Annotated in this window: 20 protein-coding genes and 4 tRNA genes; 5 read left to right on the top strand and 19 right to left on the bottom strand. The window is 73.3% G+C overall.

Translation table 11 applies throughout. From position 1 onward, the window contains the following. Positions 1-4: 4 nt before the first annotated feature. The 3 genes from ASG36_RS13610 to rplJ form a co-directional block, all read right to left on the bottom strand. On the bottom strand, positions 5-1117 hold the full coding sequence (locus ASG36_RS13610) for an ABC transporter ATP-binding protein (RefSeq protein WP_055764595.1): 1113 nt from the start codon (positions 1115-1117) through the stop codon (positions 5-7). 215 nt (positions 1118-1332) lie between these two features. Then, on the bottom strand, positions 1333-1716 hold the full coding sequence (rplL, locus tag ASG36_RS13605) for a 50S ribosomal protein L7/L12 (RefSeq protein WP_055764592.1): 384 nt from the start codon (positions 1714-1716) through the stop codon (positions 1333-1335). Positions 1717-1733: 17 nt separating this feature from the next. Continuing rightward, positions 1734-2336: a 50S ribosomal protein L10 gene (gene rplJ, locus ASG36_RS13600; RefSeq protein WP_055764590.1), complete on the bottom strand. Its 603-nt coding sequence runs from the start codon at positions 2334-2336 to the stop codon at positions 1734-1736. 334 nt (positions 2337-2670) lie between these two features. Here rplJ and ASG36_RS13595 point away from each other — a divergent pair, with 334 nt between their 5' ends. Both ASG36_RS13595 and ASG36_RS13590 read left to right on the top strand, forming a co-directional pair. Beyond that, on the top strand, positions 2671-3990 hold the full coding sequence (locus ASG36_RS13595) for a cyclopropane-fatty-acyl-phospholipid synthase family protein (RefSeq protein ID WP_055764589.1): 1320 nt from the start codon (positions 2671-2673) through the stop codon (positions 3988-3990). Then, positions 3987-4808 (top strand): DUF1295 domain-containing protein, encoded by an 822-nt coding sequence (locus tag ASG36_RS13590; RefSeq protein ID WP_055764587.1) that lies wholly within the window; start codon positions 3987-3989, stop codon positions 4806-4808. Before ASG36_RS13595 ends, ASG36_RS13590 begins: the two co-directional genes overlap by 4 nt. Before the next feature lie 61 nt (positions 4809-4869). Here the strand turns inward: ASG36_RS13590 and rplA are convergent, their stop codons facing one another. The 5 genes from rplA to ASG36_RS13565 form a co-directional block, all read right to left on the bottom strand. After that, complete coding sequence (gene rplA / locus ASG36_RS13585; protein WP_055764585.1) at positions 4870-5592, bottom strand: 50S ribosomal protein L1; 723 nt, start codon at positions 5590-5592, stop codon at positions 4870-4872. A 161-nt stretch (positions 5593-5753) separates the two neighbouring features. Beyond that, positions 5754-6182: a 50S ribosomal protein L11 gene (gene rplK, locus ASG36_RS13580; RefSeq protein WP_055764583.1), complete on the bottom strand. Its 429-nt coding sequence runs from the start codon at positions 6180-6182 to the stop codon at positions 5754-5756. A gap of 55 nt (positions 6183-6237) precedes the next feature. Then, entirely contained in the window at positions 6238-7170 is a 933-nt protein-coding gene (gene nusG, locus ASG36_RS13575) for a transcription termination/antitermination protein NusG (protein ID WP_055764581.1), read from the bottom strand. Positions 7171-7228: 58 nt separating this feature from the next. Then, positions 7229-7915 carry a preprotein translocase subunit SecE gene (gene secE, locus ASG36_RS21575; RefSeq protein WP_082523081.1) on the bottom strand — a complete coding sequence of 229 codons (687 nt, stop codon included), beginning with the start codon at positions 7913-7915 and terminating at the stop codon, positions 7229-7231. Between the two features lie 125 nt (positions 7916-8040). Next, positions 8041-8113: transfer RNA gene (locus ASG36_RS13565), tRNA-Trp, on the bottom strand. Between the two features lie 193 nt (positions 8114-8306). Here ASG36_RS13565 and ASG36_RS13560 point away from each other — a divergent pair. After that, on the top strand, positions 8307-9623 hold the full coding sequence (locus ASG36_RS13560) for a pyridoxal phosphate-dependent aminotransferase (protein ID WP_055765148.1): 1317 nt from the start codon (positions 8307-8309) through the stop codon (positions 9621-9623). A 7-nt stretch (positions 9624-9630) separates the two neighbouring features. Here ASG36_RS13560 and ASG36_RS13555 read toward each other — a convergent pair whose 3' ends face one another. From ASG36_RS13555 to ASG36_RS13515, 9 genes are all read right to left on the bottom strand, one after another. Further along, the gene (locus tag ASG36_RS13555; protein ID WP_055764579.1) at positions 9631-11067 is read right to left on the bottom strand and encodes a M1 family aminopeptidase; all 1437 of its coding nucleotides are present in this window, start codon (positions 11065-11067) and stop codon (positions 9631-9633) included. Between the two features lie 4 nt (positions 11068-11071). Beyond that, on the bottom strand, positions 11072-11500 hold the full coding sequence (locus tag ASG36_RS13550) for a MaoC/PaaZ C-terminal domain-containing protein (protein ID WP_055764577.1): 429 nt from the start codon (positions 11498-11500) through the stop codon (positions 11072-11074). Beyond that, a complete protein-coding gene (locus tag ASG36_RS13545; RefSeq protein WP_055764575.1) occupies positions 11497-11943 on the bottom strand; it encodes a MaoC family dehydratase N-terminal domain-containing protein in 447 nt (148 codons plus the stop codon). The genes ASG36_RS13550 and ASG36_RS13545 overlap by 4 nt, the downstream gene beginning before the upstream one ends. Positions 11944-11984: 41 nt before the next feature. Next, entirely contained in the window at positions 11985-12149 is a 165-nt protein-coding gene (rpmG, locus tag ASG36_RS13540; RefSeq protein ID WP_055764573.1) for a 50S ribosomal protein L33, read from the bottom strand. 87 nt (positions 12150-12236) lie between these two features. Then, positions 12237-12310: transfer RNA gene (locus tag ASG36_RS13535), tRNA-Met, on the bottom strand. Between the two features lie 45 nt (positions 12311-12355). Beyond that, positions 12356-12428: transfer RNA gene (locus ASG36_RS13530), tRNA-Thr, on the bottom strand. Positions 12429-12507: 79 nt separating this feature from the next. Continuing rightward, positions 12508-15009: a bifunctional diguanylate cyclase/phosphodiesterase gene (locus ASG36_RS13525; RefSeq protein WP_235494962.1), complete on the bottom strand. Its 2502-nt coding sequence runs from the start codon at positions 15007-15009 to the stop codon at positions 12508-12510. A gap of 531 nt (positions 15010-15540) precedes the next feature. Beyond that, positions 15541-17577, bottom strand: coding sequence for a hypothetical protein (locus tag ASG36_RS13520; RefSeq protein ID WP_055764571.1), 2037 nt, complete (start codon positions 17575-17577; stop codon positions 15541-15543). Then, entirely contained in the window at positions 17574-17855 is a 282-nt protein-coding gene (locus ASG36_RS13515; RefSeq protein WP_157498792.1) for a hypothetical protein, read from the bottom strand. Before ASG36_RS13515 ends, ASG36_RS13520 begins: the two co-directional genes overlap by 4 nt. 108 nt (positions 17856-17963) lie before the next feature. Here ASG36_RS13515 and ASG36_RS13510 point away from each other — a divergent pair, with 108 nt between their 5' ends. Further along, complete coding sequence (locus ASG36_RS13510) at positions 17964-18392, top strand: pilus assembly protein TadG-related protein (protein ID WP_055764566.1); 429 nt, start codon at positions 17964-17966, stop codon at positions 18390-18392. Positions 18393-18435: 43 nt separating this feature from the next. Here the strand turns inward: ASG36_RS13510 and ASG36_RS13505 are convergent. Then, positions 18436-18517, bottom strand: a tRNA-Tyr gene (locus ASG36_RS13505). Between the two features lie 84 nt (positions 18518-18601). Between ASG36_RS13505 and ASG36_RS13500 the strand changes: the two genes are divergently transcribed. Further along, positions 18602-19093 (top strand): YajQ family cyclic di-GMP-binding protein, encoded by a 492-nt coding sequence (locus ASG36_RS13500; protein WP_055764564.1) that lies wholly within the window; start codon positions 18602-18604, stop codon positions 19091-19093. 68 nt (positions 19094-19161) lie between these two features. Here ASG36_RS13500 and htpX read toward each other — a convergent pair whose 3' ends face one another. Next, the gene (htpX, locus tag ASG36_RS13495; protein ID WP_055764562.1) at positions 19162-20025 is read right to left on the bottom strand and encodes a zinc metalloprotease HtpX; all 864 of its coding nucleotides are present in this window, start codon (positions 20023-20025) and stop codon (positions 19162-19164) included. Positions 20026-20104 lie beyond the last annotated feature (79 nt).

Below are 20104 nucleotides of genomic sequence, written 5' to 3'. Positions count from 1 at the left end.
GCGCTCACGAGCGGCCCCGCGGGTCGGGGACGACGAGGTCGGCGCCGTCCTCGGTGCGCCACTCCCGGCCGGTCCCCGCGGTCGGGGTGTAGCTGCCGGAGTCGGCGAGGGCGAGCAGGTCGGCGGGCAGGCTGGCCCGGATCGCGTCGGCGGTCGTCGGGTCGTAGGTGTGCAGCATCCGGGCCACCCGCTCCTGCCGCCGGCGGACGGCCTTGCGCTCGGGCAGACCGGGGGTGGGCTCCAGCTGCGGCGGCACCGCCTCGCCACCGGAGGCGCCCTTGGGGCCCACGCCGTTGTGCTGGTCACCGCCCCGGGCCTCCAGGGCGGCCATCTCGGCCTCGACCTGGGCGACGTCCTTCTCCTCGCTCATCCCGATCGGGCCCTCGCGGCGTCCGTTGAGGAACTGCCGGACGACGGGCTCCTGGCTGGTGAGCAGCTGCTCGCGCGGGCCGAACATCGCCAGGTGCCGCCGGAAGAGCAGGCCGAGGTTGTCCGGCACGGTGCGGGCGGTGCCGATGTCGTGGGTGACGATGAGGAACGTGGCGTCGATCTGGGCGTTGAGGTCGACGATCAGCTGGTTGAGGTAGGCCACCCGGACCGGGTCCAGCCCGGAGTCCGGCTCGTCGAAGAGGATGACCTCGGGGTCCAGCACCAAGGCGCGGGCGATGCCGGCGCGCTTGCGCATGCCGCCGGAGATCTCCCCGGGGAGCTTCCCCTCGGTGCCGGCCAGACCGACCATGTCCATCTTCTCGCGCACGATGGCGCGGACCTCGGACTCGCTCTTCTTCGTGTGCTCGCGCAGCGGGAAGGCGACGTTGTCGTAGAGGTTCATCGACCCGAACAGCGCGCCGTCCTGGAACAGCACCCCGAACAGGCGGCGGACGTCGTAGAGCTGGCGCTCGGAACAGGTGACGATGTCGGTGTCGCTCATGACGATCGAGCCGCGTTCGGGCTTGAGCAGCCCCACCAGGGACTTCAGGAACACCGACTTGCCCGTGCCGGACGGCCCCAGCATCACCGAGATCTCCCCGGGCGGGAGCGTCAGGGTGACGTCGGACCAGATGTTCTGGCTGCCGAAGGACTTCGTGAGCCCCTCCACGTGCACCGCGACGCCCACGTCCGACCTCCCTCACCGACCACGCTGCCGGTCCCGCCGCACCTGGTGGTGACGCACGTCCTACTGAGGAGTAACGAAGCGTCAGGTTGGTGGTTACGTGGGTCACGGCAATCTCGTGGACCGTGTCCCACCCGTCGGGGGGAACGCCACAGGGGCCGCCCCCCTGACGGAGGACGGCCCCTGTGGGCGGTGCGGGGTGGTGCGGGGTGGTGCAGTTACTTGACGGTCACCGTGGCGCCGGCGCCCTCGAGAGCGGCCTTGGCCTTCTCGGCAGCGTCCTTGGCGACCTTCTCCAGGACGGGCTTGGGCGCACCGTCGACGAGGTCCTTGGCCTCCTTGAGGCCGAGGGACGTGAGGGCGCGCACCTCCTTGATGACCTGGATCTTCTTGTCGCCGGCAGCCTCGAGGACGACGTCGAACTCGTCCTGCTCGGCCGGGGCCTCGGCAGCGGCACCGGCGGCCGCGGGGGCGGCAGCGGCGACCGGGGCGGCGGCGGTGACGTCGAAGGTGGTCTCGAACTCCTTGACGAAGTCAGAGAGCTCCAGGAGCGTCATCTCCTTGAAAGCGTCGAGCAGCTCGTCCGTGGACAGCTTGGCCATGATGTCTCCTTCTGGGGTCAGTCGTCGCTGGCCGCGGGCGCGGCGTCAGCGTCGGTCGTGTCGGGGGTGGTGGGTGCAGCAGATGCGTCGTCGGCAGGAGCGTCGCCCGCGGGCTTCTTCTCCTTGAGCGCCTCGGCGAGCCGGGCGACCTGCGACAGCGGGGCCTGGAACAGCCCGGCGGCCTTGGTGAGGTTGCCCTTCATCGCGCCGGCGAGCTTGCCGAGGAGGACCTCACGGGACTCGACGTCGGCGAGGCGGGTGACCTCGGCGGCATCGACCGTGCGGCCTTCGACGACGCCGCCCTTGACGACCAGGGCCGGGTTGGCCTTGGCGAAGTCACGGATGGCCTTGGCGGCCTCCACCGGGTCACCGGCGATGAACGCGATGGCGGTGGGGCCGTTGAGGAGCGGTGCCAGGTCGGCGTGGCCGACCTGGTCCGCAGCCCGCTTCGTCAGGGTGTTCTTGACGACGGCGTAGGTGCTGCCCGCACCGAGGGAACGACGCAGCTGGGTCAGCTGCGCCACGGTCAGCCCGCGGTACTCGGTGAGCACCGCCGCACTCGAGTCCTGGAACCGGCTGGTGATCTCGTCGATCACCGCGGCCTTGGCCTGGGTGGGCATGGGCCTCCTCTCTCAGTCGGGGCGACCACCGGAGGAGACACGGCGCGCGACGATCGAGGGGCCCGGAGAACGAGGACGCCCCGTGCGCGAGGCGCGACGGGGCGTGGAGCAGGCCGGAGCCTGGGCCGAGCATCCGTCCACCTGCGCGGGACGCCCGGTGATCCGGGACCTTCGATCGCACGCGGACGTGCGACGACCAGCGGTCTGGGGGGAACTCCGCACACAGTACGCCATCGGGCGACACGTACCGTCGCGCCGGCCATCCGGGCGGCCTGCAGCGGCCGAACGCCGGAGGATTCGTCGCCAGCACCCCGAACGACTGGAGCACCGTCGCATGAGCAGCACCCCCTCCCCCGACCGCACCGTCGCCGGCCGCCTCGCCGCCCTCGTCGGTGAGGTCTTCGGCGGCCGCGTCCCGGTCCGGATCCGCGCCTGGGACGGCAGCGAGGCGGGCCCGACCGACGCACCGGTCGTCGTCCTCAACAGCCGCACCGCACTGCGCCGACTGCTGTGGGACCCCAACGAGCTGGGCCTGGCCCGGGCCTACGTGGCCGGGGAGATCGACGTGGAGGGCGACCTCGCCGAGGGCCTGTCCCGGGTGTGGTCGCTGGTCCGCGAGCGCCCGCCGGTGCTGCCCGGCCTGGGCGACCAGCTCCGCTGGGCCCGCACGGCCCTGCGGTTGGGCATCGTGGGGCGTCGTCCGGCCGCGCCCCCGGAGGAGGCCGTGCTCTCGGGTGAGAAGCACTCCACCGACCGGGACAGCGACGCGATCAGCTACCACTACGACCAGAGCAACGACGTCTACCAGGCACTGCTCGACGAGCACATGGCCTACTCGTGCGCCTACTTCCGGGAGGACCCGGCCACCGACCCCGGCGCCGCCGACGGCAGCTACACCGTGACCGAGGCCCAGCGGGACAAGCTCGAGCTGGTGTGCCGCAAGCTCGGCCTCCAGCCGGGCATGCGCCTGCTGGACGTCGGCTGCGGCTGGGGCTCGATGCTGCTCTACGCCGCCCAGCACCACGGCGTGCACGCCACCGGCGTGACCATCTCCGCCCAGCAGCGCGACCACATCGAGAAGCTGGTCGCCGAGCGCGGGCTGGCCGACCGGGTGACCGTCCGGCTGCAGGACTACCGGGACGTGCCGATGCCGGCCGAGGGGCCCTACGACGCGATCAGCTCGATCGAGATGAGCGAGCACGTCGGCCAGGAGCAGTACCCGGTCTACGCCGACACGCTCCACCGGCTGGTCAAGCCCGGCGGGCGGGTCCTCGTGCAGGCCATGAGCCACCCGAGCGCCCCCGGTGGCGGTGCGTTCATCGAGCGGTACGTCGCGCCGGACATGCACATGCGCCCGACCTGGGGGACGGCGGAGATGCTCGCCCGCCCTGGCCTGGAGCTGCGCGACGTGGAGAGCATCCGGGAGCACTACGACTGGACCGTGCGGGCCTGGGCGCAGCGCCTGGAGGACCGGTGGGACGAGGTCGTGGCGATCATCGGCGTCGCCGGTGCGCGGATCTGGCGGCTCTACCTCGCCGGTGGCGGGCTCACCTTCGCCGAGAACCGGATGGGCGTGGACCAGCTGCTCTTCGTCAAGCCGACCGACACCGGCCGCAGCGGCATGCCCGCCACCCGAGCCCCCTGGTCGCTGTGACGGGGCTGGACTGGGGCGCACTGGGGGTCAACGCCCTCGTCACCCTCGGCGTGCTGCTGGCGGTGTTCACCGGCACCTGGCTGCTGGCACTGAGGCTGGGCCGGCACTCGGTGGTCGACGTCGTCTGGGGGCTGGGCTTCGTCGTCGTGTCCCTGGTGGGCCTGGTGATCGCCCGGGCCGGTGACCACGGCGACCTGGGGCGGCAGCTGCTGGCCCTGGGGCTCACGGCCGCGTGGGGGGTCCGGCTGGCCGTGCACATCGGCCGGCGCAACGGGTCCCGCGAGGACCCGCGGTACGAGGAGATCGCCGCCCGGGCCACCGGGTCCCCGGCCGCCCACCTCTACCGCCGGGTGTACCTGCCCCAGACGGTGGTGCTCTTCGTGGTCTCCCTGCCGCTGCAGGTCGCGGCCTACCAGGAGGACCCAGCCACCTCGGGCTGGCCGCTGGTGGCCGCTCTGCTCGGCGTGGTCGTCTGGTCGGTGGGGTTCACCTTCGAGACCGTCGGCGACTGGCAGCTCGAGCGCTTCAAGGCCGACCCGGCGAACCAGGGCGAGGTGAACGACCAGGGGCTCTGGAAGTACACCCGGCACCCCAACTACTTCGGGGACGCCGCGGTCATGTGGGGCCTGTGGCTGCTCACCGCCGGGCACTGGTCGGGCCTGGTCTTCGTCCTGTGTCCGGTGCTCATGACGCTGAACCTGGTCAAGGGCTCGGGTGCGGCGATGACCGACAAGCGGATGACGAGCTCCCGTCGCGGCTTCGCCGAGTACGTGGAACGCACCAGCGGCTTCGTCCCGCTGCCTCCCAAGAAGCGCTAGGCAACGACAGAGGGGCCCCGCAGCCGACCGGCTGCGGGGCCCCTCTGTTCGTGCGCTGGTGTCAGACCTGGGAGGCCTCGTCGACCAGCAGGTTGCGGGTGCGGTTCGGGTCGACCTGGATGCCCGGGCCCATCGTCGTGGAGACGGTGACCTTGCGGACGTACCGGCCCTTGGCGGCCGAGGGCTTCGCGCGCAGGACCTCGTCGAGGGCGGCGGCGTAGTTCTCCACCAGCTTGGCCTCGTCGAAGGAGACCTTGCCGATCACCAGGTGCAGGTTCGACTGCTTGTCGACGCGGAAGTTGATCTTACCGCCCTTGATGTCGTTGACGGCCTTGGTGACGTCGGGGGTCACGGTGCCCGTCTTCGGGTTCGGCATCAGGCCACGGGGGCCGAGGATGCGGGCGATGCGACCGACCTTGGCCATCTGGTCCGGCGTCGCGATCGCGGCGTCGAAGTCCAGGAAGCCGCCCTGGATGCGCTCGATCAGGTCGTCGGACCCGACGACGTCGGCGCCGGCGGCCTCGGCCTCGGCGGCCTTGTCACCGGTGGCGAAGACGATGACGCGGGCGGTCTTGCCGGTGCCGTGGGGCAGGTTGACCGTGCCGCGGACCATCTGGTCGGCCTTGCGCGGGTCGACACCCAGGCGCATGGCGACCTCGACGGTCGCGTCGTAGGACGTGGTCGACGTCTGCTTGGCCAGACCGGCAGCCTGCAGGGGGCTGTACAGCTGGTTGGCGTCGACGAGCTCGGCTGCCTTGCGGTAGCCCTTTCCGTGCTTGGCCATTCGAGGTCCTCCTCGTTCGAGCCGCCCGGGGGCGACTGGCGTGGTGTGCGGGCCTGGCCGGCCCTCCCACAAGAGCGTTGGTGCAGGTGCGGGGGTGTGACGGCCCTGGTGCAGGGTCCCGGTGCGCGCGGAGCGTGTGCCGGGGGGCAGCAGGGTCCTTCTCAGGAGACGGTGATGCCCATCGACCGGGCGGTGCCGGCGATGATCTTCTCGGCCTCGTCGAGGTCGTTGGCGTTCAGGTCGACCATCTTGGTCTGGGCGATCTCCCGGACCTGGTCACGCGTGACGCTGGCGACCTTGGTCTTGTGCGGCTCGCCCGAGCCCTTCTCGACACCGGCGGCCTTGAGCAGCATGCGCGCGGCCGGCGGGGTCTTGGTGACGAAGGTGAACGAACGGTCCTCGAACACCGAGATCTCGACGGGGACGACGTCCCCGCGCTGGGACTCGGTCTCGGCGTTGTACGCCTTGCAGAACTCCATGATGTTGACGCCGTGCTGGCCGAGCGCCGGACCGACGGGCGGGGCGGGGGTGGCCGCACCGGCCTTGATCTGGAGCTTGATGACCGCGGTCAACCGCTTCCTGGGGGGCATGACTTCCTCTTCTTGTCGTTCAGGGGGTGGTGCAGTTCAGCCGGGCTCGATCTGACTAGATCTTCTGTACCTGGCTGAAGGACAGCTCGACCGGGGTCTCCCGGCCGAAGATGGAGACGAGCACCTGCAGCTTCTGCTGCTCGGCGTTGATCTCGTTGATGGTCGCCGGGAGGGTCGCGAACGGCCCGTCCATGACGGTGACGGACTCGCCGACCTCGAAGTCGACCAGCGGGGTGGAGGACCCGCCACCGGCGGCCGGGGTGGACTCGGCCGAGGCCGACTGCTGCGGGGTGGTCGCCGGGACCAGGAGCTTGACGACCTCGTCGATGCTCAGCGGCGAGGGCCGCGAGGTGGCGCCCACGAAGCCGGTGACGCCGGGGGTGTTGCGGACCGCACCCCAGGAGTCGTCGGTGAGGTCCATCCGGACGAGCAGGTAGCCGGGCAGCACCTTGCGGTTCACCTGGACCCGCTTGCCGTTCTTGATCTCGGTGACCTCCTCGGTGGGGACCTCGATCTGGAAGATGAAGTCCTCCATGTCCAACGAGGTGATCCGCGACTCGAGGTTGGTCTTGACCTTGTTCTCGTAACCGGCGTACGAGTGGATGACGTACCAGTCGCCGAACGCGCGGGTCAGCGCCTTGCGCATCGCCTCGGCGGGGTCCTCGTCCTCCTCCTCGGCGGTCGCGAGGACCTCCTCGGTGAGGGGGTCGTGGTCGGGGGCCGGCTCGGTCGCGGTGTCCCCGACGAGCGCGTCGTCGACGGCGCCGCGGGCGTTGCCGCTGCCCCCGGCGACGGCGTCGGCCATCGGGTTGTCGGCGGTCAGGTCGGCGGTGTCGACGGAGCCCTCGGCCGCACCGGTCTCGCGCAGCCCGGTCTCGGCGTCGACGGCACCGGTCGCAGCGTCGACGTCGGCGTCGGCCGCCGGCTCGTCGAGGGTGCTCTCGGTGGCGGCGTCGACGGCCTCGTCGGTCTCGCGGGGGTCGGTCACGGGGAGGTTCTCTTTCCTGTGCGTCGGTGGTGCGGTGGAGCGTGCGGAGTGCTGTGGGTCAGCCGAAGACGGCGATGACGCCCTGGGCGAAGAGGATGTCCAGGCCGGCGACCAGCGCGACCATGAAGGCCACGAAGACGATCACGACGGTCGTGTAGGTGATGAGCTCGCGGCGACCGGGCCAGATGACCTTGCGGAGCTCTGCGACGACCTCCCGCAGGAAGCGGCCGATGCTGCGCTTGTCGCGCAGCTCGGCGGCGCGGGCCCGCTCGGCGTCGGCGCGGGTGCGGGTGCCGCCGTCGGCGTCCTTGCCGGCCGAGCTCTTGCCGGCCGTCGAGCCGCGCGCGGGCCGGGTGGTGCTGGCCTCGCTCGCCGGGCGGCCGCCGGGCCGGTCGCGTCGACGCACCCGGGCGGCCGGAGCCTCGTCCCCGGTGTCCTCGTCCTCGTCGTCGTCGGCCGTGATGGCACCGCGACGACGACGGGTCGGGGTGGCGACCACCTTGTCCTCGTCCTCGGCGGCCTCGGCGGCGACGGCGTCCTCGGCGGCCTCGAGCTCGGCGGCGTCGTCGACCCCGGGGGTCTCGGCGTCGATCTGCTCGTCGGTCAGCTCGCCCTCGGACGCGCTCTCGGCGGGGCCGTCGGAGGCACCGGCAGCGCTGCTGCCCGTGCTGCCCGTGGCGTCGGCGGCGTCACCGGAGGAACGGCGTGCTCGCCCGTCCTCGGTGCCCGGCTCCTCGTCGCTCACTGCGCCTCGCCTCGTCTGTGGTCCGTCGGTGGTCCCGCCCGCGACCGCACCGGGCGGCCGTGACCGGTCCGGCGAGCCGCACGGTGGCGGGTCGTGCACACCGCCGGTGGCGCCGACGGCACGAGCAGGGGTGACAGGACTTGAACCTGCAGCCTGCGGTTTTGGAGACCGCTGCTCTGCCAATTGAGCTACACCCCTAGGTGACCGACCCCGGGGGGACGGACACCGGGGCACCTGCCTGACGACGGCGCGGTCGGGCCACCCGAGGACTTCCACAGGTGGGACCGGGGCACGCCGGTGACAGGGTCAGGAACCCCAGGACGAGAAGTGTACGGGACCGGGTGCGACGGCAGCCACCACGCCGTCGGGGTGGACTGACACGATGGTGCCCATGACCGCCTCGCCTGCGCCGGGGAGCGGCTCGTCCGAGCCCACGACCCCGGTCCCCGCCCCGTCGTCCGCCCCGTCGTCCGCGGCCGCCCCGAGCACGTCGACCGGTTCGCCCGCCGACCGCCGGGTCTCCCGGCGGATCGGCGCGATCGCGGAGTCCGCGACGCTGGCCGTCGACGCCAGGGCCAAGGCGCTCAAGGCCGCCGGCAAGCCGGTGATCGGCTTCGGCGCCGGGGAGCCGGACTTCCCGACGCCGGACTACGTCGTCGCCGCCGCCGTCGCCGCGGCGCAGGACCCGAAGTACCACCGCTACACCCCCGCCGGTGGGCTCCCCGCGCTCAAGGAGGCCATCGTCGCCAAGACGCTGCGCGACTCCGGCGTGCGGGCCACCCCGGCCGACGTGCTGGTGACCAACGGCGGTAAGCAGGCCGTCTACGAGGCCCTGGCCACCATGCTCGACCCCGGCGACGAGGTGCTCCTCCCGGCGCCGTACTGGACCACCTACCCCGAGGCCATCCGGCTGGCCGGCGGCGTGCCCGTGCCGGTCGTCGCCGACGAGCAGTCGGGCTACCTGGTCTCGGTGCGGCAGCTGGAGGCCGCGCGCACCGAGAAGACCAAGGTGCTGCTGTTCTGCTCCCCGTCCAACCCGACCGGCGCGGTCTACCCGCCCGAGCAGGTCGAGGAGATCGGCCGCTGGGCCTACGAGTCGGGCCTCTGGGTGCTCACCGACGAGATCTACGAGCACCTGACCTACGGCGGGGTGACCGCCCCCTCGATGCCGGCCGTCGTGCCCGAGCTGCAGTCCCGCTGCGTGATCGTCAACGGGGTCGCCAAGACCTACGCGATGACCGGCTGGCGGGTCGGCTGGATCCTCGGCCCCTCCGACGTCGTCAAGGCCGCGACCAACCTGCAGTCGCACGCCACCTCGAACGTGGCCAACGTGTCCCAGGTGGCGGCGATCGCGGCGCTCACCGGCGACCTGTCGGCGGTCGACGCCATGAAGGTCGCCTTCGACCGCCGTCGGCACCTGATCGTGGACATGCTGCGGGAGATCCCGGGCATCGCCTGCCCCGAGCCCCAGGGCGCCTTCTACGTCTACCCGTCGGTCAAGGCCCTGCTGGGGCGGGAGATCGCCGGGCGGACGCCCACGACCAGCGTGGAGCTGGCCGAGCTGATCCTGGAGGAGGCCGAGGTCGCCGTCGTCCCCGGCGAGGCCTTCGGCACCCCTGGCTACCTGCGGCTGTCCTACGCCCTCGGGGACGACGACCTGGTCGAGGGCGTCACCCGGATGCAGCGGCTGCTCGGCACCGCCGGCTGACCCCTCCTCAGTCGGGCAGGTCGTCCTCGTCCAGCGCGCCGGCCTCGACCAGCACCCGGGTCGCGGCCGGCAGGTCGGCCAGGGCGAGGGCGAGGTCGGCCGGGGTCGCCGTCGTCCACGCGGTGGCGTCGACGTAGCAGCGGACCGCGGTGTCGAAGGCCTCGGCCCCCGCGGCGTCCCGCGCCTCGGCCAGTGCCGCAGCCCCCTTCCCGTAGACGGTCTCGATGTACGCCGCATCGGTCGGGAAGTCGGCCATCGTGCCGCCGACCGGGGCCTCCTCGGCCAGCGCCTGCTCGACGTGCGCCGGGGAGAGCGCCCCCTCGACGGACTCGGCATAGCTGGCGAAGGCCTCGTCGAGCCACGGGTCGCGGTACTGGTCGTCGCCGACCATCCCGTAGAACCACATGTGGGCCACCTCGTGCAGCAGGACCACCGGAGCCGCGCTGGCCAGCAGGATCGAGCTCGGGTACTCGATCCCGCCGCCGTAGTCGGGCAGCACGGGCACGGTCAGCGTGGCGTAGGGGAACGGGCCGAAGCGCTCGGCGAGGCGCTCCACGTCCTGGGCGGTGGCGTCGGCGACCTCCTGGGGGTCCTGGCGGTCACCGGCCAGCACGCCCGCGGTGACGCGCACCCCGTCCACCTCGGCGGAGGCGGTCGTGAAGCTGCCCACGGCGACGCTGACGTCGCGGGCCACCGGCTCCCGCGAGGTCCACCGCCGGCGTCCGTCGCCGGCATCGGTGGGCTCGGCCTGGTCACCGGTCATCAGCACGGTGAGCTCGGCCGGCGCCTCGACGGTGATCCGGGTGTCGGCGACAGGACTGGAGGCCGTCTCGCCCAGCAGGTCGACGAACGGGGCGCGGGACCAGCCGACCCCGGGTTCCCAGGCCAGCAGCGGCGCCCCACTGGCCCACCAGGACACCTCGTCGTCGGTGCCGACGCGGTCGAAGCCGCCCTCGCCGAGGGTCAGCGTGAACGCCAGCGTCACCTCGGTGGCGTCACCGGCGGCCAGCTCGTCGGAGAGCTCCACGACGTAGGCCCCGCCGGGTCCGGCGGCGCCCAGCGACTCGTAGGACCCGGCTGCCACGTCGTCGCCGGTCACGTCGTCGACGACCAGGGAGGAACCCGCCTCGGCCGAGCCCGGGGCGTTGGGCACCAGCCGGAACACCAGCTCGTCGACGTCGAGGTCCGGGGTGAAGACGACGGTCTCGGTGCCGGTGACGGTGCGCCGGTCCTCGGACAGGTCGAAGGAGAGCGCCACCTGCGGGCGGTCCGGGTCGGGGGCCGCCCGCTCGTCGGGACACGCCGCAGCACCCGTGGGCGCCTCGGTGGGGGTGGCCGCGGGGGTGTCGGCGACGTCGGCGACCCGCTCGGCGAACGAGGTGCACCCGGTGAGGACCAGGACGCCGCCGAGGGCAGCGGCGGTCAGCCTGCCGCGCCTGGTCACGGACTCAGCTCAGGACAACGACGGCACGGGCGAGGGACAGCACCTTCTCGCCACCGCTGGTGACCGTGAGGTCCACGCGGACCCGCTGGTCCTCCTGCAGGGCCGCCACCCGGCCGCGGACGACGACCTCGGCCCCCACGCCGTCGTCGGGCACCACGACGGGGCGGCTGAAGCGGACGGAGTACTCCGCCAGGGCGCCGGGGTCACCGGCCCAGGCGGTGACGGCGCGGGCGGCCAGACCGGCGGTGAGCATGCCGTGCGCGATCACGCCGGGCAGGCCCACCTCGGTGGCGACCCGCTCGTTCCAGTGGATGACGTTGAAGTCACCCGAGGCGCCGGCGTAGCGCACGAGATCGGCCCGGGTGACCGGGAAGACCTGTTCGGGCAGCTCGGTGCCCACCTCGACGTCGGCGTACCGGACGGCGGCGCTCACGCGGTGCCCCGGGCGACCAGCATCGAGCTGGTGCGGCAGACGGGCTCGCCGTCCTCGGTGGTGAGGTCCACCCGGGTGGTGAGCATGTCGTTGCCGGCCACGCTGCGGACCGCCTCGACCGAGGCGGTGGCGACGAGGCGGTCCCCGGCCCGGATCGGGCGGTGGTGCACGAACCTCTGCTCGCCGTGCACGACGCGGCTGTAGTCGATGGAGACCTCGGGGTCGGCCAGCACGACCTCCCCGGCACCCAGGCTCAGCACGATGGCGAACGTGGGCGGGGCGATGACGTCGGGGTGGCCGGCCGCGCGGGCGGCCTCGGGGTCGACGTACACCGAGTCGGGGTCACCGAGAGCGCGGGCGAACTCGGCGATCTTCTCGCGACCCACCTCGTACACGACGGAGGGCGGGTAGCTGCGCCCGACCAGTCCTGCGTCCAGCGCCATGCTCCCCGCCCTCCGTCGACGTCCTGCGTGTCCTGCTGGGGTCAGCGGGTCTCGCGGTGGACGGTGTGCTTCTTGTCCGTGGGGCAGTACTTCTTGAGCTCGAGCCGGTCGGGGTCGTTCCGACGGTTCTTGCGGGTGATGTAGTTGCGGTTCTTGCACTCCTGGCAGGCCAGGGTGATCTTCGGGCGTACGTCGGTGGCTGCCATGAGCGTTTCCTCGCCTTGTGGTGATCAGTGGTGTGCGGGGGGACCCCCGACACGGCGACGGACCCCGAGGTGGGGTCCGTCGTGGTGTAGCGGCGACCGGACTTGAACCGGTGACACAACGATTATGAGCCGTTTGCTCTACCAGGCTGAGCTACGCCGCCGGGTCGATCCTGCAGTCCGGTCTGTCGACTGGACCGGCCGATCGGAGCCCCTTTACGGAATCGAACCGTAGACCTTCTCCTTACCATGGAGACGCTCTGCCGACTGAGCTAAAGGGGCCTGCCTGCGCCGCTGAGACCCTACGCCCTGAGGCGCTGAGCCCCTCGCGGAGCGTGCCGGGAGACTCTAACAAACGCGTTCAGGACCGCACGAACAGCCTCCGGTGCGGCGCGCCCGGGGCGGCGGTGCGGACCCCCGTACGGGCCAGCAGCCAGGCCTCGAGGCGGTCGTCGGGGAGCGGCCGGCTGACCAGGAAGCCCTGCAGCTTGTCGCAGCCCATCTCGGCCAGCAGGTCCCGGGTGACCTCGTCCTCGACGCCCTCGGCCACCACCCGCAGGCCCAGGTTGTGCGCGAGCTCGACGATCGAGCGGGCGATGAAGGACTCGCTCTGGCTGGTCGACATGCCGAGCACGAAGGACTTGTCGATCTTCAGCTCGTCGATGGGCAGCTGCCGGAGCTGGGACAGCGAGGAGTAGCCGGTGCCGAAGTCGTCCATGGACAACCGCAGGCCCAGGGAGTGCAGGTCGGCCAGCACGGTGGAGTTGCGCACCGAGTCGTCGACCACGCTGCCCTCGGTCAGCTCGAGGGTCAGCAGCTCACCGGGCACGCCGTGCAGCCGCAGCGCGGCACGCACCCGGTCGACCAGGTCGGTCTCGGCCAGGCACCGGGCGGAGAGGTTGACCGCGACCGACAGGGCGATGTCCTGGTCCAGCCACCGCCGGCAGCGGGCCAGCGCGAGGTCGAGCACGTAGTCGGTGACCACGCCGATCCGGCCGATCTGCTCGGCCAGGCCGATGAAGTCGTCCGGGGGGACGTTGCCGTAACGCGGGTGCGCCCAGCGGACCAGGGTCTCCACCGCCACGATGTCCGACGTCGCGGTGTCCACGATGGGCTGGAAGACCACGGTGATCTGCTTCTCGGCCATCGCCGACTCGAGCTCGGTGCCCAGCTGCAGCCGGCGCAGGCTCTGCTGGTCCAGCACCGGGTGGTAGCTGGCCACCCCGCCGGAGCTGTGGCCGGCCAGCAGGGCGACGTCGGCCCGCTGCATGAGCGCACCGGACTCGTCCCCGTGCACCGGGGAGGCGGCCACTCCCAGGGTGAGCGACACCTCCAGGTCCAGCCCGGCCACCCGGGCCCGGGTGGACGCGGCGTCGCGCAGCCGGCGGGCGGCGCGCTCGGTGGCCGGCAGGCTCAACCCGGGCAGCAGGACGGCGAACTGCCCGCCCTCCATCCGGGCCACCAGGGCGGTGGGCGGTGCGTGCTCGCGCAGCAGACCGGCGGTCACGAGCAGGAGCTCGTCGCTGGCTGCGTGACCCAGGGTGTCGGTGACCTCGGTGTAGTTGTCCAGGGAGGCCAGCACCAGACCGATCCGGGCCACCCCGGGCGCCACGGCCAGCAGCGCGTCGACCTCGGCGGCCAGCCGTTGCCGGTTGGGCAGCCCGGTCAGCCGGTCGTGGTCGGCGTCGTAGCGGATCCGGGTCAGCAGCTGCTGCTGGCGGATGGCGGCGTTGACGTGGGTGAGCATCGAGTCCAGCGCGGCCCGGTCGCCCTCGGCGAAGGACACGATGTCGCTCTGCCGGTCGCACACCTCGAGGTAGCCGTACTCCCCCGCCGCGGTCACGACCGGGGCGCCGAGCACCTCCTGGGCCCCTCTGCGGTCGAGGGCGGCCCGCTCCTCGGGGGTGGCCCGCGCGCCGGTGACCAGCACGGGCGCCCCGTGCTCGGCAGCCACCGCACGGCGGCGGACGAGGTCGTCGGGGTCGCTGGGCCCGTCGTACCAGGGCGCCGAACCCCCGTCCTGCGAGACGACGAGCCGGGGCTCCTCGTCGAGGTACGGGGGCAGCCACAGGGCCACCCGGTCGGCGTTGAGGAGCTCCCGCACCGCGGTGACGATCTGCTGGACGCCCGCGTCGTCGGGGCTGACCTGTTCCACCCGTCGCGCGAAGTCGTAGACCCGCTGGACGTTGCGCCGTTCCCGGGCGACCCGGGCCGACTGCCGGAACACCGCCACCAGCGCGAGGACGACGGGGACGACCAGCGCCCAGGCCCACGGCGACTGCCCGGCGAGCACCAGGGCCACGACGGCGACCAGGCCGCTGAGCGGGCCCATGACGAAGACGGGCACCACGGCACCGGTCCAGTACGAGTGGCCCGGCGCCCGATCGGCGACGCTGATGGCCACCCAGACCATGGCGAAGGCCACGACGCCGGCTGCGGTCACGGCGAGGTAGAGCACCAGCCAGCTGACCGGCTCCTGGATGTCCGGGGAGCCCAGCCAGCGGTAGACGGCGGCGGCCGCCGCGACCTCGACGACGGCCAAGGCGGCGTTGAAGACGGCCTTGGCGGCCACGTACCGCTTGACGGCCAGGACGACGCTCACCGCCACGACCCGGGCGACGGCGGTCCAGAAGCCCCCGATCTCGACCAGCCCGAGCACGAGGGCCAGTTCCACCGTGGCCACCGACAGCGTCTGACGGCGGTACTCGAAGTCGAAGTGCACCGACTCCGTCAGGAGGAAGGCGACCAGGAGGGCCACGACCGCGTACGCCGACGGGGCCGGCGTGACGTCGGCGAGGGAGAAGGAGGCGCCCAGGCACGCCAGCAGGACGGCTGCGCCGGCGAGGAGCCAGGGCTGCCGCACAACCGCTCGCCCAGCGGAGCTGGGGACCTGGACCTCGGCCAACATCGACCCTGACTGGTGTAGGGAAAGTCGTTGGCCGAGGCTAACAGCGATCAGGCCCCTGACCGGCCAGGCTCACCCCTCGGGAGGGGCGGGCCGGCCAGGGTGTCGACGGAGTCGACGCAGGGGTCAGCGGCCCCAGCGGGGGTTCCGGCCCCAGCGGGGGTTGCGGCCCCAGCGGGGGTTGCGGTCGGTGGACATGGCGGTGGTGCTGGACATGACGCCTCCTCAGGCATGGCAGGACTGCTCAGAGATGCGGGCAGCCGCCCACGCGGGGGCAGAGCAAGGTCGGCACGGACCGCTTCCTCAAGACTCCGGCGTGTCACCCACACGAGCAAGCCGTTGACAGCACGAACAGGTGACGACATGTGGCGTCATCACTCTGCGTCGAACCGATGGCACCCGGTGTCATCGAACGGGTGACACCCGGGACGGGTGGGTCAGGACGGGCCCCTGGTCCCGGAGTGGTGTCCGGAGTGGTGTCCGAGCTGGTCAGCGCGGGCCCGGCGCGCCGACACCGGGGTGGCCCGGCAGCACCGGTCGGCCGGGGCGACCGTCGGTGCGGTCGGGCAGCGCGAGCTCGGGGGCCACTGCCGGGGACGGTGCCAGCGGCACCGGCAGGGCCAGGGCCGCCGCCACCTCGTCGTGCGCCTGGAGCGCGCCGGCCAGCACCGCGGGGTCCAGCGCCGCTCCGGGGGACGTGTCCAGGCGTGCGGCGACCCCACCGGGACCGGTCGGCACCGGGGCCGGTGCGGGGCGGGCGACGGATCCGTCGGCGTGCAGCACCGGGGCGAGCAGACCCGCACCGGCCTGCAGGGCCTGGCCCCAGGGCCCGCGCACCAGCAGCACCGGGAGGGTGACGAGCAGGTCGTAGTCGGCCTTGCGGCCCGCGGCGTCGTGCCGGGCCACCACGGTCGGCAGCAGCCACGCCAGCCACCGCGCGTGGTCCTCCAGGGCGACCAGGGCGCCGGTCACCGCGGCCGAGGTGTCCGTGCCGGCCGCGGCCCGCTCGACGGCCGTGGCGACCAGGCCGCGGCGTTCCTCGGTGGACCCGAGCAGGGCGGCGCCGGACAGCAGGGCGGCCGATCCCGGCGCCCCGGGACTCCCCAGCCCGGCGACCAGGGGCGCGGGGTGGTCCACCGCCACCCGGGTCAGCGCAGGTGCCACCACCGCCCAGGTGCCCGGGTCGACGGTCAGCACGCGGGCCGAACCGGGCAGCAGGTCGGCACCGGCCGCGGTCAGGGCAGCCGCGACCACGTCCTCGGCCGCCGCCCCCGACCGACCCGCCAGCTCGACGAGGTCGACGAGGTCGGCTGCGCCGTCGGGCCAGGTGCGGCCGAGCAGCGCGTCCCAGGTCGGCCGGTCCGACAGCAGCCCCGCCGCGGTGTCGGACCGCCCCGCCGCCACCAGCACACCCAGGCCCACGGCCACCGGGTCCGGACCGGTGCCGGTGGTCCGGTCGACCGAGGACGACCCCTGCGCGGCCTCCCGGTGCAGCAGCCGGCGGACCCACCGAGCCGCGAGGTCGGCGCCGGCACCGGGCTCGGCCAGCACCGCCCCCATCCCCAGCGCCACCACGTCGGGGTCCCCCGACGGGTCGTCGGGGTCCAGCACCCCGTCGAGGACCGGGGCCGCGCCCGGCACGCGGTCACCGGCAGCCCCCGCCGCCCCGAGGGTCCGGGCCAGCACGCCGGCCAGCGGGTCGGTCGACCCGTCGGCACCGGAGGCCCCGACCTGGGTGAGGAGCTGGGTCAGCCCGCTGCGCCCCAGGGCCACGACCGCAGCCGCAGCCACCACCGGGTCGGCGAGGACCGGTGCGTACCGCTCCGCCGCGGCCACCACCTCTGCCGCGGTGCCCGGGGCCGTGAGCGCCCGGGCGGCCTCCCACCCGAGGTCCAGGAGCACCGAGGTGCCGTGGCCGGGCAGCACGACGGCCAGGTGCAGGGTCACCGCCGCCGAGGCCGACGACCCGCCCAAGTCCCCTCCCCCGCCCACCCCCGCCAGCGCACCGGCGAGCACGGCGGCGGTGCTCGCCGCGTGCTCGGCCACCGATCCCAGGAGGGCGGCGTGCTCGGCGGCGCGGTCGGCCTCGGCGGCGTCAAACCCGGCGAGCACCCCGGCCACGCCCGGCGGGTCCACCACCGAGCTGACCTGGGCGGCCGGGTCGACCAGGCTCGCGAGCCGGGTCTGCGCGTCGGCCGCGTCGGCCTCCTGGTCGGCCCGCAGCACGGACAACCGGGCACGGGCGGCGACCAGCTCGTCGTGGTGGGCGTCGACGGCGACCACCGCCGAGGTCACCGCGTCGTGGAGCGTCTGCACCACCGTGGCCGCCGTCCCGGTCTGCAGCGCCGCCGCCGAGGCATCGGCACCCAGCCACGCCGCCGCTCGGGCGGCCGAGCCCTGGAGGTGGGCGGCCGCCACCCCCAGCGCGAAGCCCGCCCCGGCCAGGTCGTCCCGCGCCGCGGCCAGCACACCGGGGTCACCCGGCGGGTCGAGCAACTCCACCGGCGGGGGCAGCACCGCGGTCACCGGGCCACCACGCCGCCCGGCGGCGCCAGCAGCGAACCGTCCAGACCCAGCCACGCGTCGGCGACCGCGGCGATCGTGGTGCCCAACCAGTCCAGCTCCCCCGCGACGAGGGTGGCTGCCGCCGCGGCGGCGGCGCAGAACGAGACCAGGGCCGGCTCGACGTCCCCGCCCACGGCGCCGTCCCCCAACCGGGCCGGGACGGCGGCGACGGTGGAGGAGGTGGCGGTCAACCCGTCGGCGAGGTCGTACAGCTGCCCCGGTGGCACCTCGATCGTCATGCCGGGGAGTGTGTCGCCGCCGTCCGACCGTCCGGACCCGTCGTCCACAGGCCCGTCGTCGTCCACAGGGCGGCCCACGGACGTCGCCTCCGGCCCTACAGTGCGCGCGTGGTCCCGCCGCCGAGGAGCTCCGAGGAGGGCTCCACGCTGCCGTTCGTGCTGGTCTGCTGGTCGGTGGCCGCCCTGATGGCCTTCGGCGCGATCGCCGCCTCGGACGCCTTCCTCGAACAGCGCCGCGTGCAGTCGGTCTGCGACGGGGCGGCGCTGGCCGCGGCCAACCGGACCGACGAGGGGCTCGTCTACCGCGAGGGCGTCGGCACCAGCCTGCCGCTGACCCGGGACAGCGCGCAGGCCGCGGTCGCCGACCAGCTCGCCGACGGGGGCACCCGGCTCGAGGCGTGGTCGGTGCAGACCGACGGGGTCGAGGTCACCGTCACGTGCACCCGCACCGTGAAGATCGCCTTCGGGTGGCTGTTCCTCGCCGGTCAGGGGCTGGAGCGCACCGCGGTGGCCAGCGCCCGGGCCCCCACCGCATGACGACGGCCCCCGACCGTAGGGTCGGGGGCCGTCGCACCAGGCGTGGCGGGTGAAGGATTCGAACCTTCGAAGGCTAAGCCGGCGGATTTACAGTCCGCTCCCATTGGCCACTCGGGCAACCCGCCGCGTGCGTTGGTGCCCGACGAGCGTACAAGACCGATCGGGCCGCCCACCGGGTGGTCCGACACCAGACAGAGAGGACCCCGGACATGGCAGATGCGTCCTTCGACGTCGTCAGCAAGGTCGACCGCCAGGAGGTGGACAACGCCCTGAACCAGGCGGGCAAGGAGCTCAGCCAGCGCTTCGACTTCCGTGGCACGAACGCCGCCATCGCGTGGGCCGGCGAGGAGGGCGTCACCCTCACCGCCGACACCGAGGAGCGGGTCGCCGCCGCGCTCGAGGTGTTCAAGGAGAAGCTGGTCAAGCGGGGCATCTCGATGAAGGCCCTGGACGCCGGCGAGCCCCAGGCCTCCGGCAAGACCTACAAGATCTCCGCGACCATCCAGCAGGGCATCGCCTCGGACAAGGCCAAGCAGATCGCCAAGACCATCCGCGACGAGGGCCCCAAGGGCGTCCAGGCCCAGATCCAGGGCGACCAGCTCCGGGTCAGCGGCAAGAAGCGCGACGACCTCCAGGCCGTGCAGGCCCTGCTGAAGTCCACCGACTTCGAGATCGCCCTGCAGTTCGACAACTACCGGTAAGGACCCCCTCGCCCCCCGCGCCACGCTCCGCGCGGCGCGGGGCCCTGCGAGGGGGCCGTTCCAGCACGTCACCTCGCGGCCATGGCCTCCAGGCGGGCGATGCGCTCGGCCATCGGGGGGTGGGTGGCGAACATGGTCGCCAACCCGGCCCCGCGGAACGGGTTGGCGATCATCAGGTGGCTCTGGGCGACCAGCCGGTCGTCCTGGGGCAGCGGCCGCGCCGTGACGCCGCTCTCCAGCTTGCGCAGCGCCGAGGCCAGCGCGAGCGGGTCCTCGGACAACTGCGCGCCCGAGGCGTCGGCCTGGAACTCCCGGCTGCGGCTCACGGCCATCTGGACCACCCCGGCCGCGACCGGACCCAGGACGACCAGCAGCAGGCTGCCCAGCGCGTTGCCCCCACCGCCGCGGTCGGACCGGCCGCCGAAGAGGCTCGAGAACGCTGCCACGTGCGCCAGCCAGGTGACCACGGTGGCCATCGCCCCGGCCACCGACCCGATCAGGATGTCCCGGTTGTAGACGTGGGACAGCTCGTGGGCCAGCACGCCGCGCAGTTCGCGACGGTCCAGCAGCTCCAGGATCCCCTGGGTGCAGCAGACCGCGGCCTTGCGCGGGTTGCGGCCGGTGGCGAAGGCGTTGGGCTGGTTGGTGGGGCTGACGTAGAGCCGCGGCATCGGCTGGCGGGCCTCGGTCGCGAGCTCCCGGACGATGGCGTACACCTGCGGCGCCTGCGTCTCGGTCACCGGGAACGCCCGCATGGACCGCAGCGCGAGCTGGTCGCTGTTGAACCACGCGTAGCCGTTGACGGCCACCGCGACCACCAGGGCGACCAGCAGGCCGCCCCGGCCGCCGATGAGCGCACCGGCGGCGAGGACCACCCCGGCCATCAGGCCCAGCAGCAGTGCGGTCTTCAGACCGTTGTTCCAGCGGTGCACGCCGGGGTCAACGCGGGGGCCCGGGAGGCCGTTCCCCGGCTGAGGCCCCCGGACCGGGCCGGTGCACCTCGTATGCTCG

This window comes from Geodermatophilus sp. Leaf369, from assembly GCF_001424455.1.
Classification (GTDB): Bacteria; Actinomycetota; Actinomycetes; order Mycobacteriales; family Geodermatophilaceae; genus Klenkia.
Note: the sequence above shows the minus strand (reverse complement) of the source record. Positions and strands in the feature narration are given on the sequence as shown.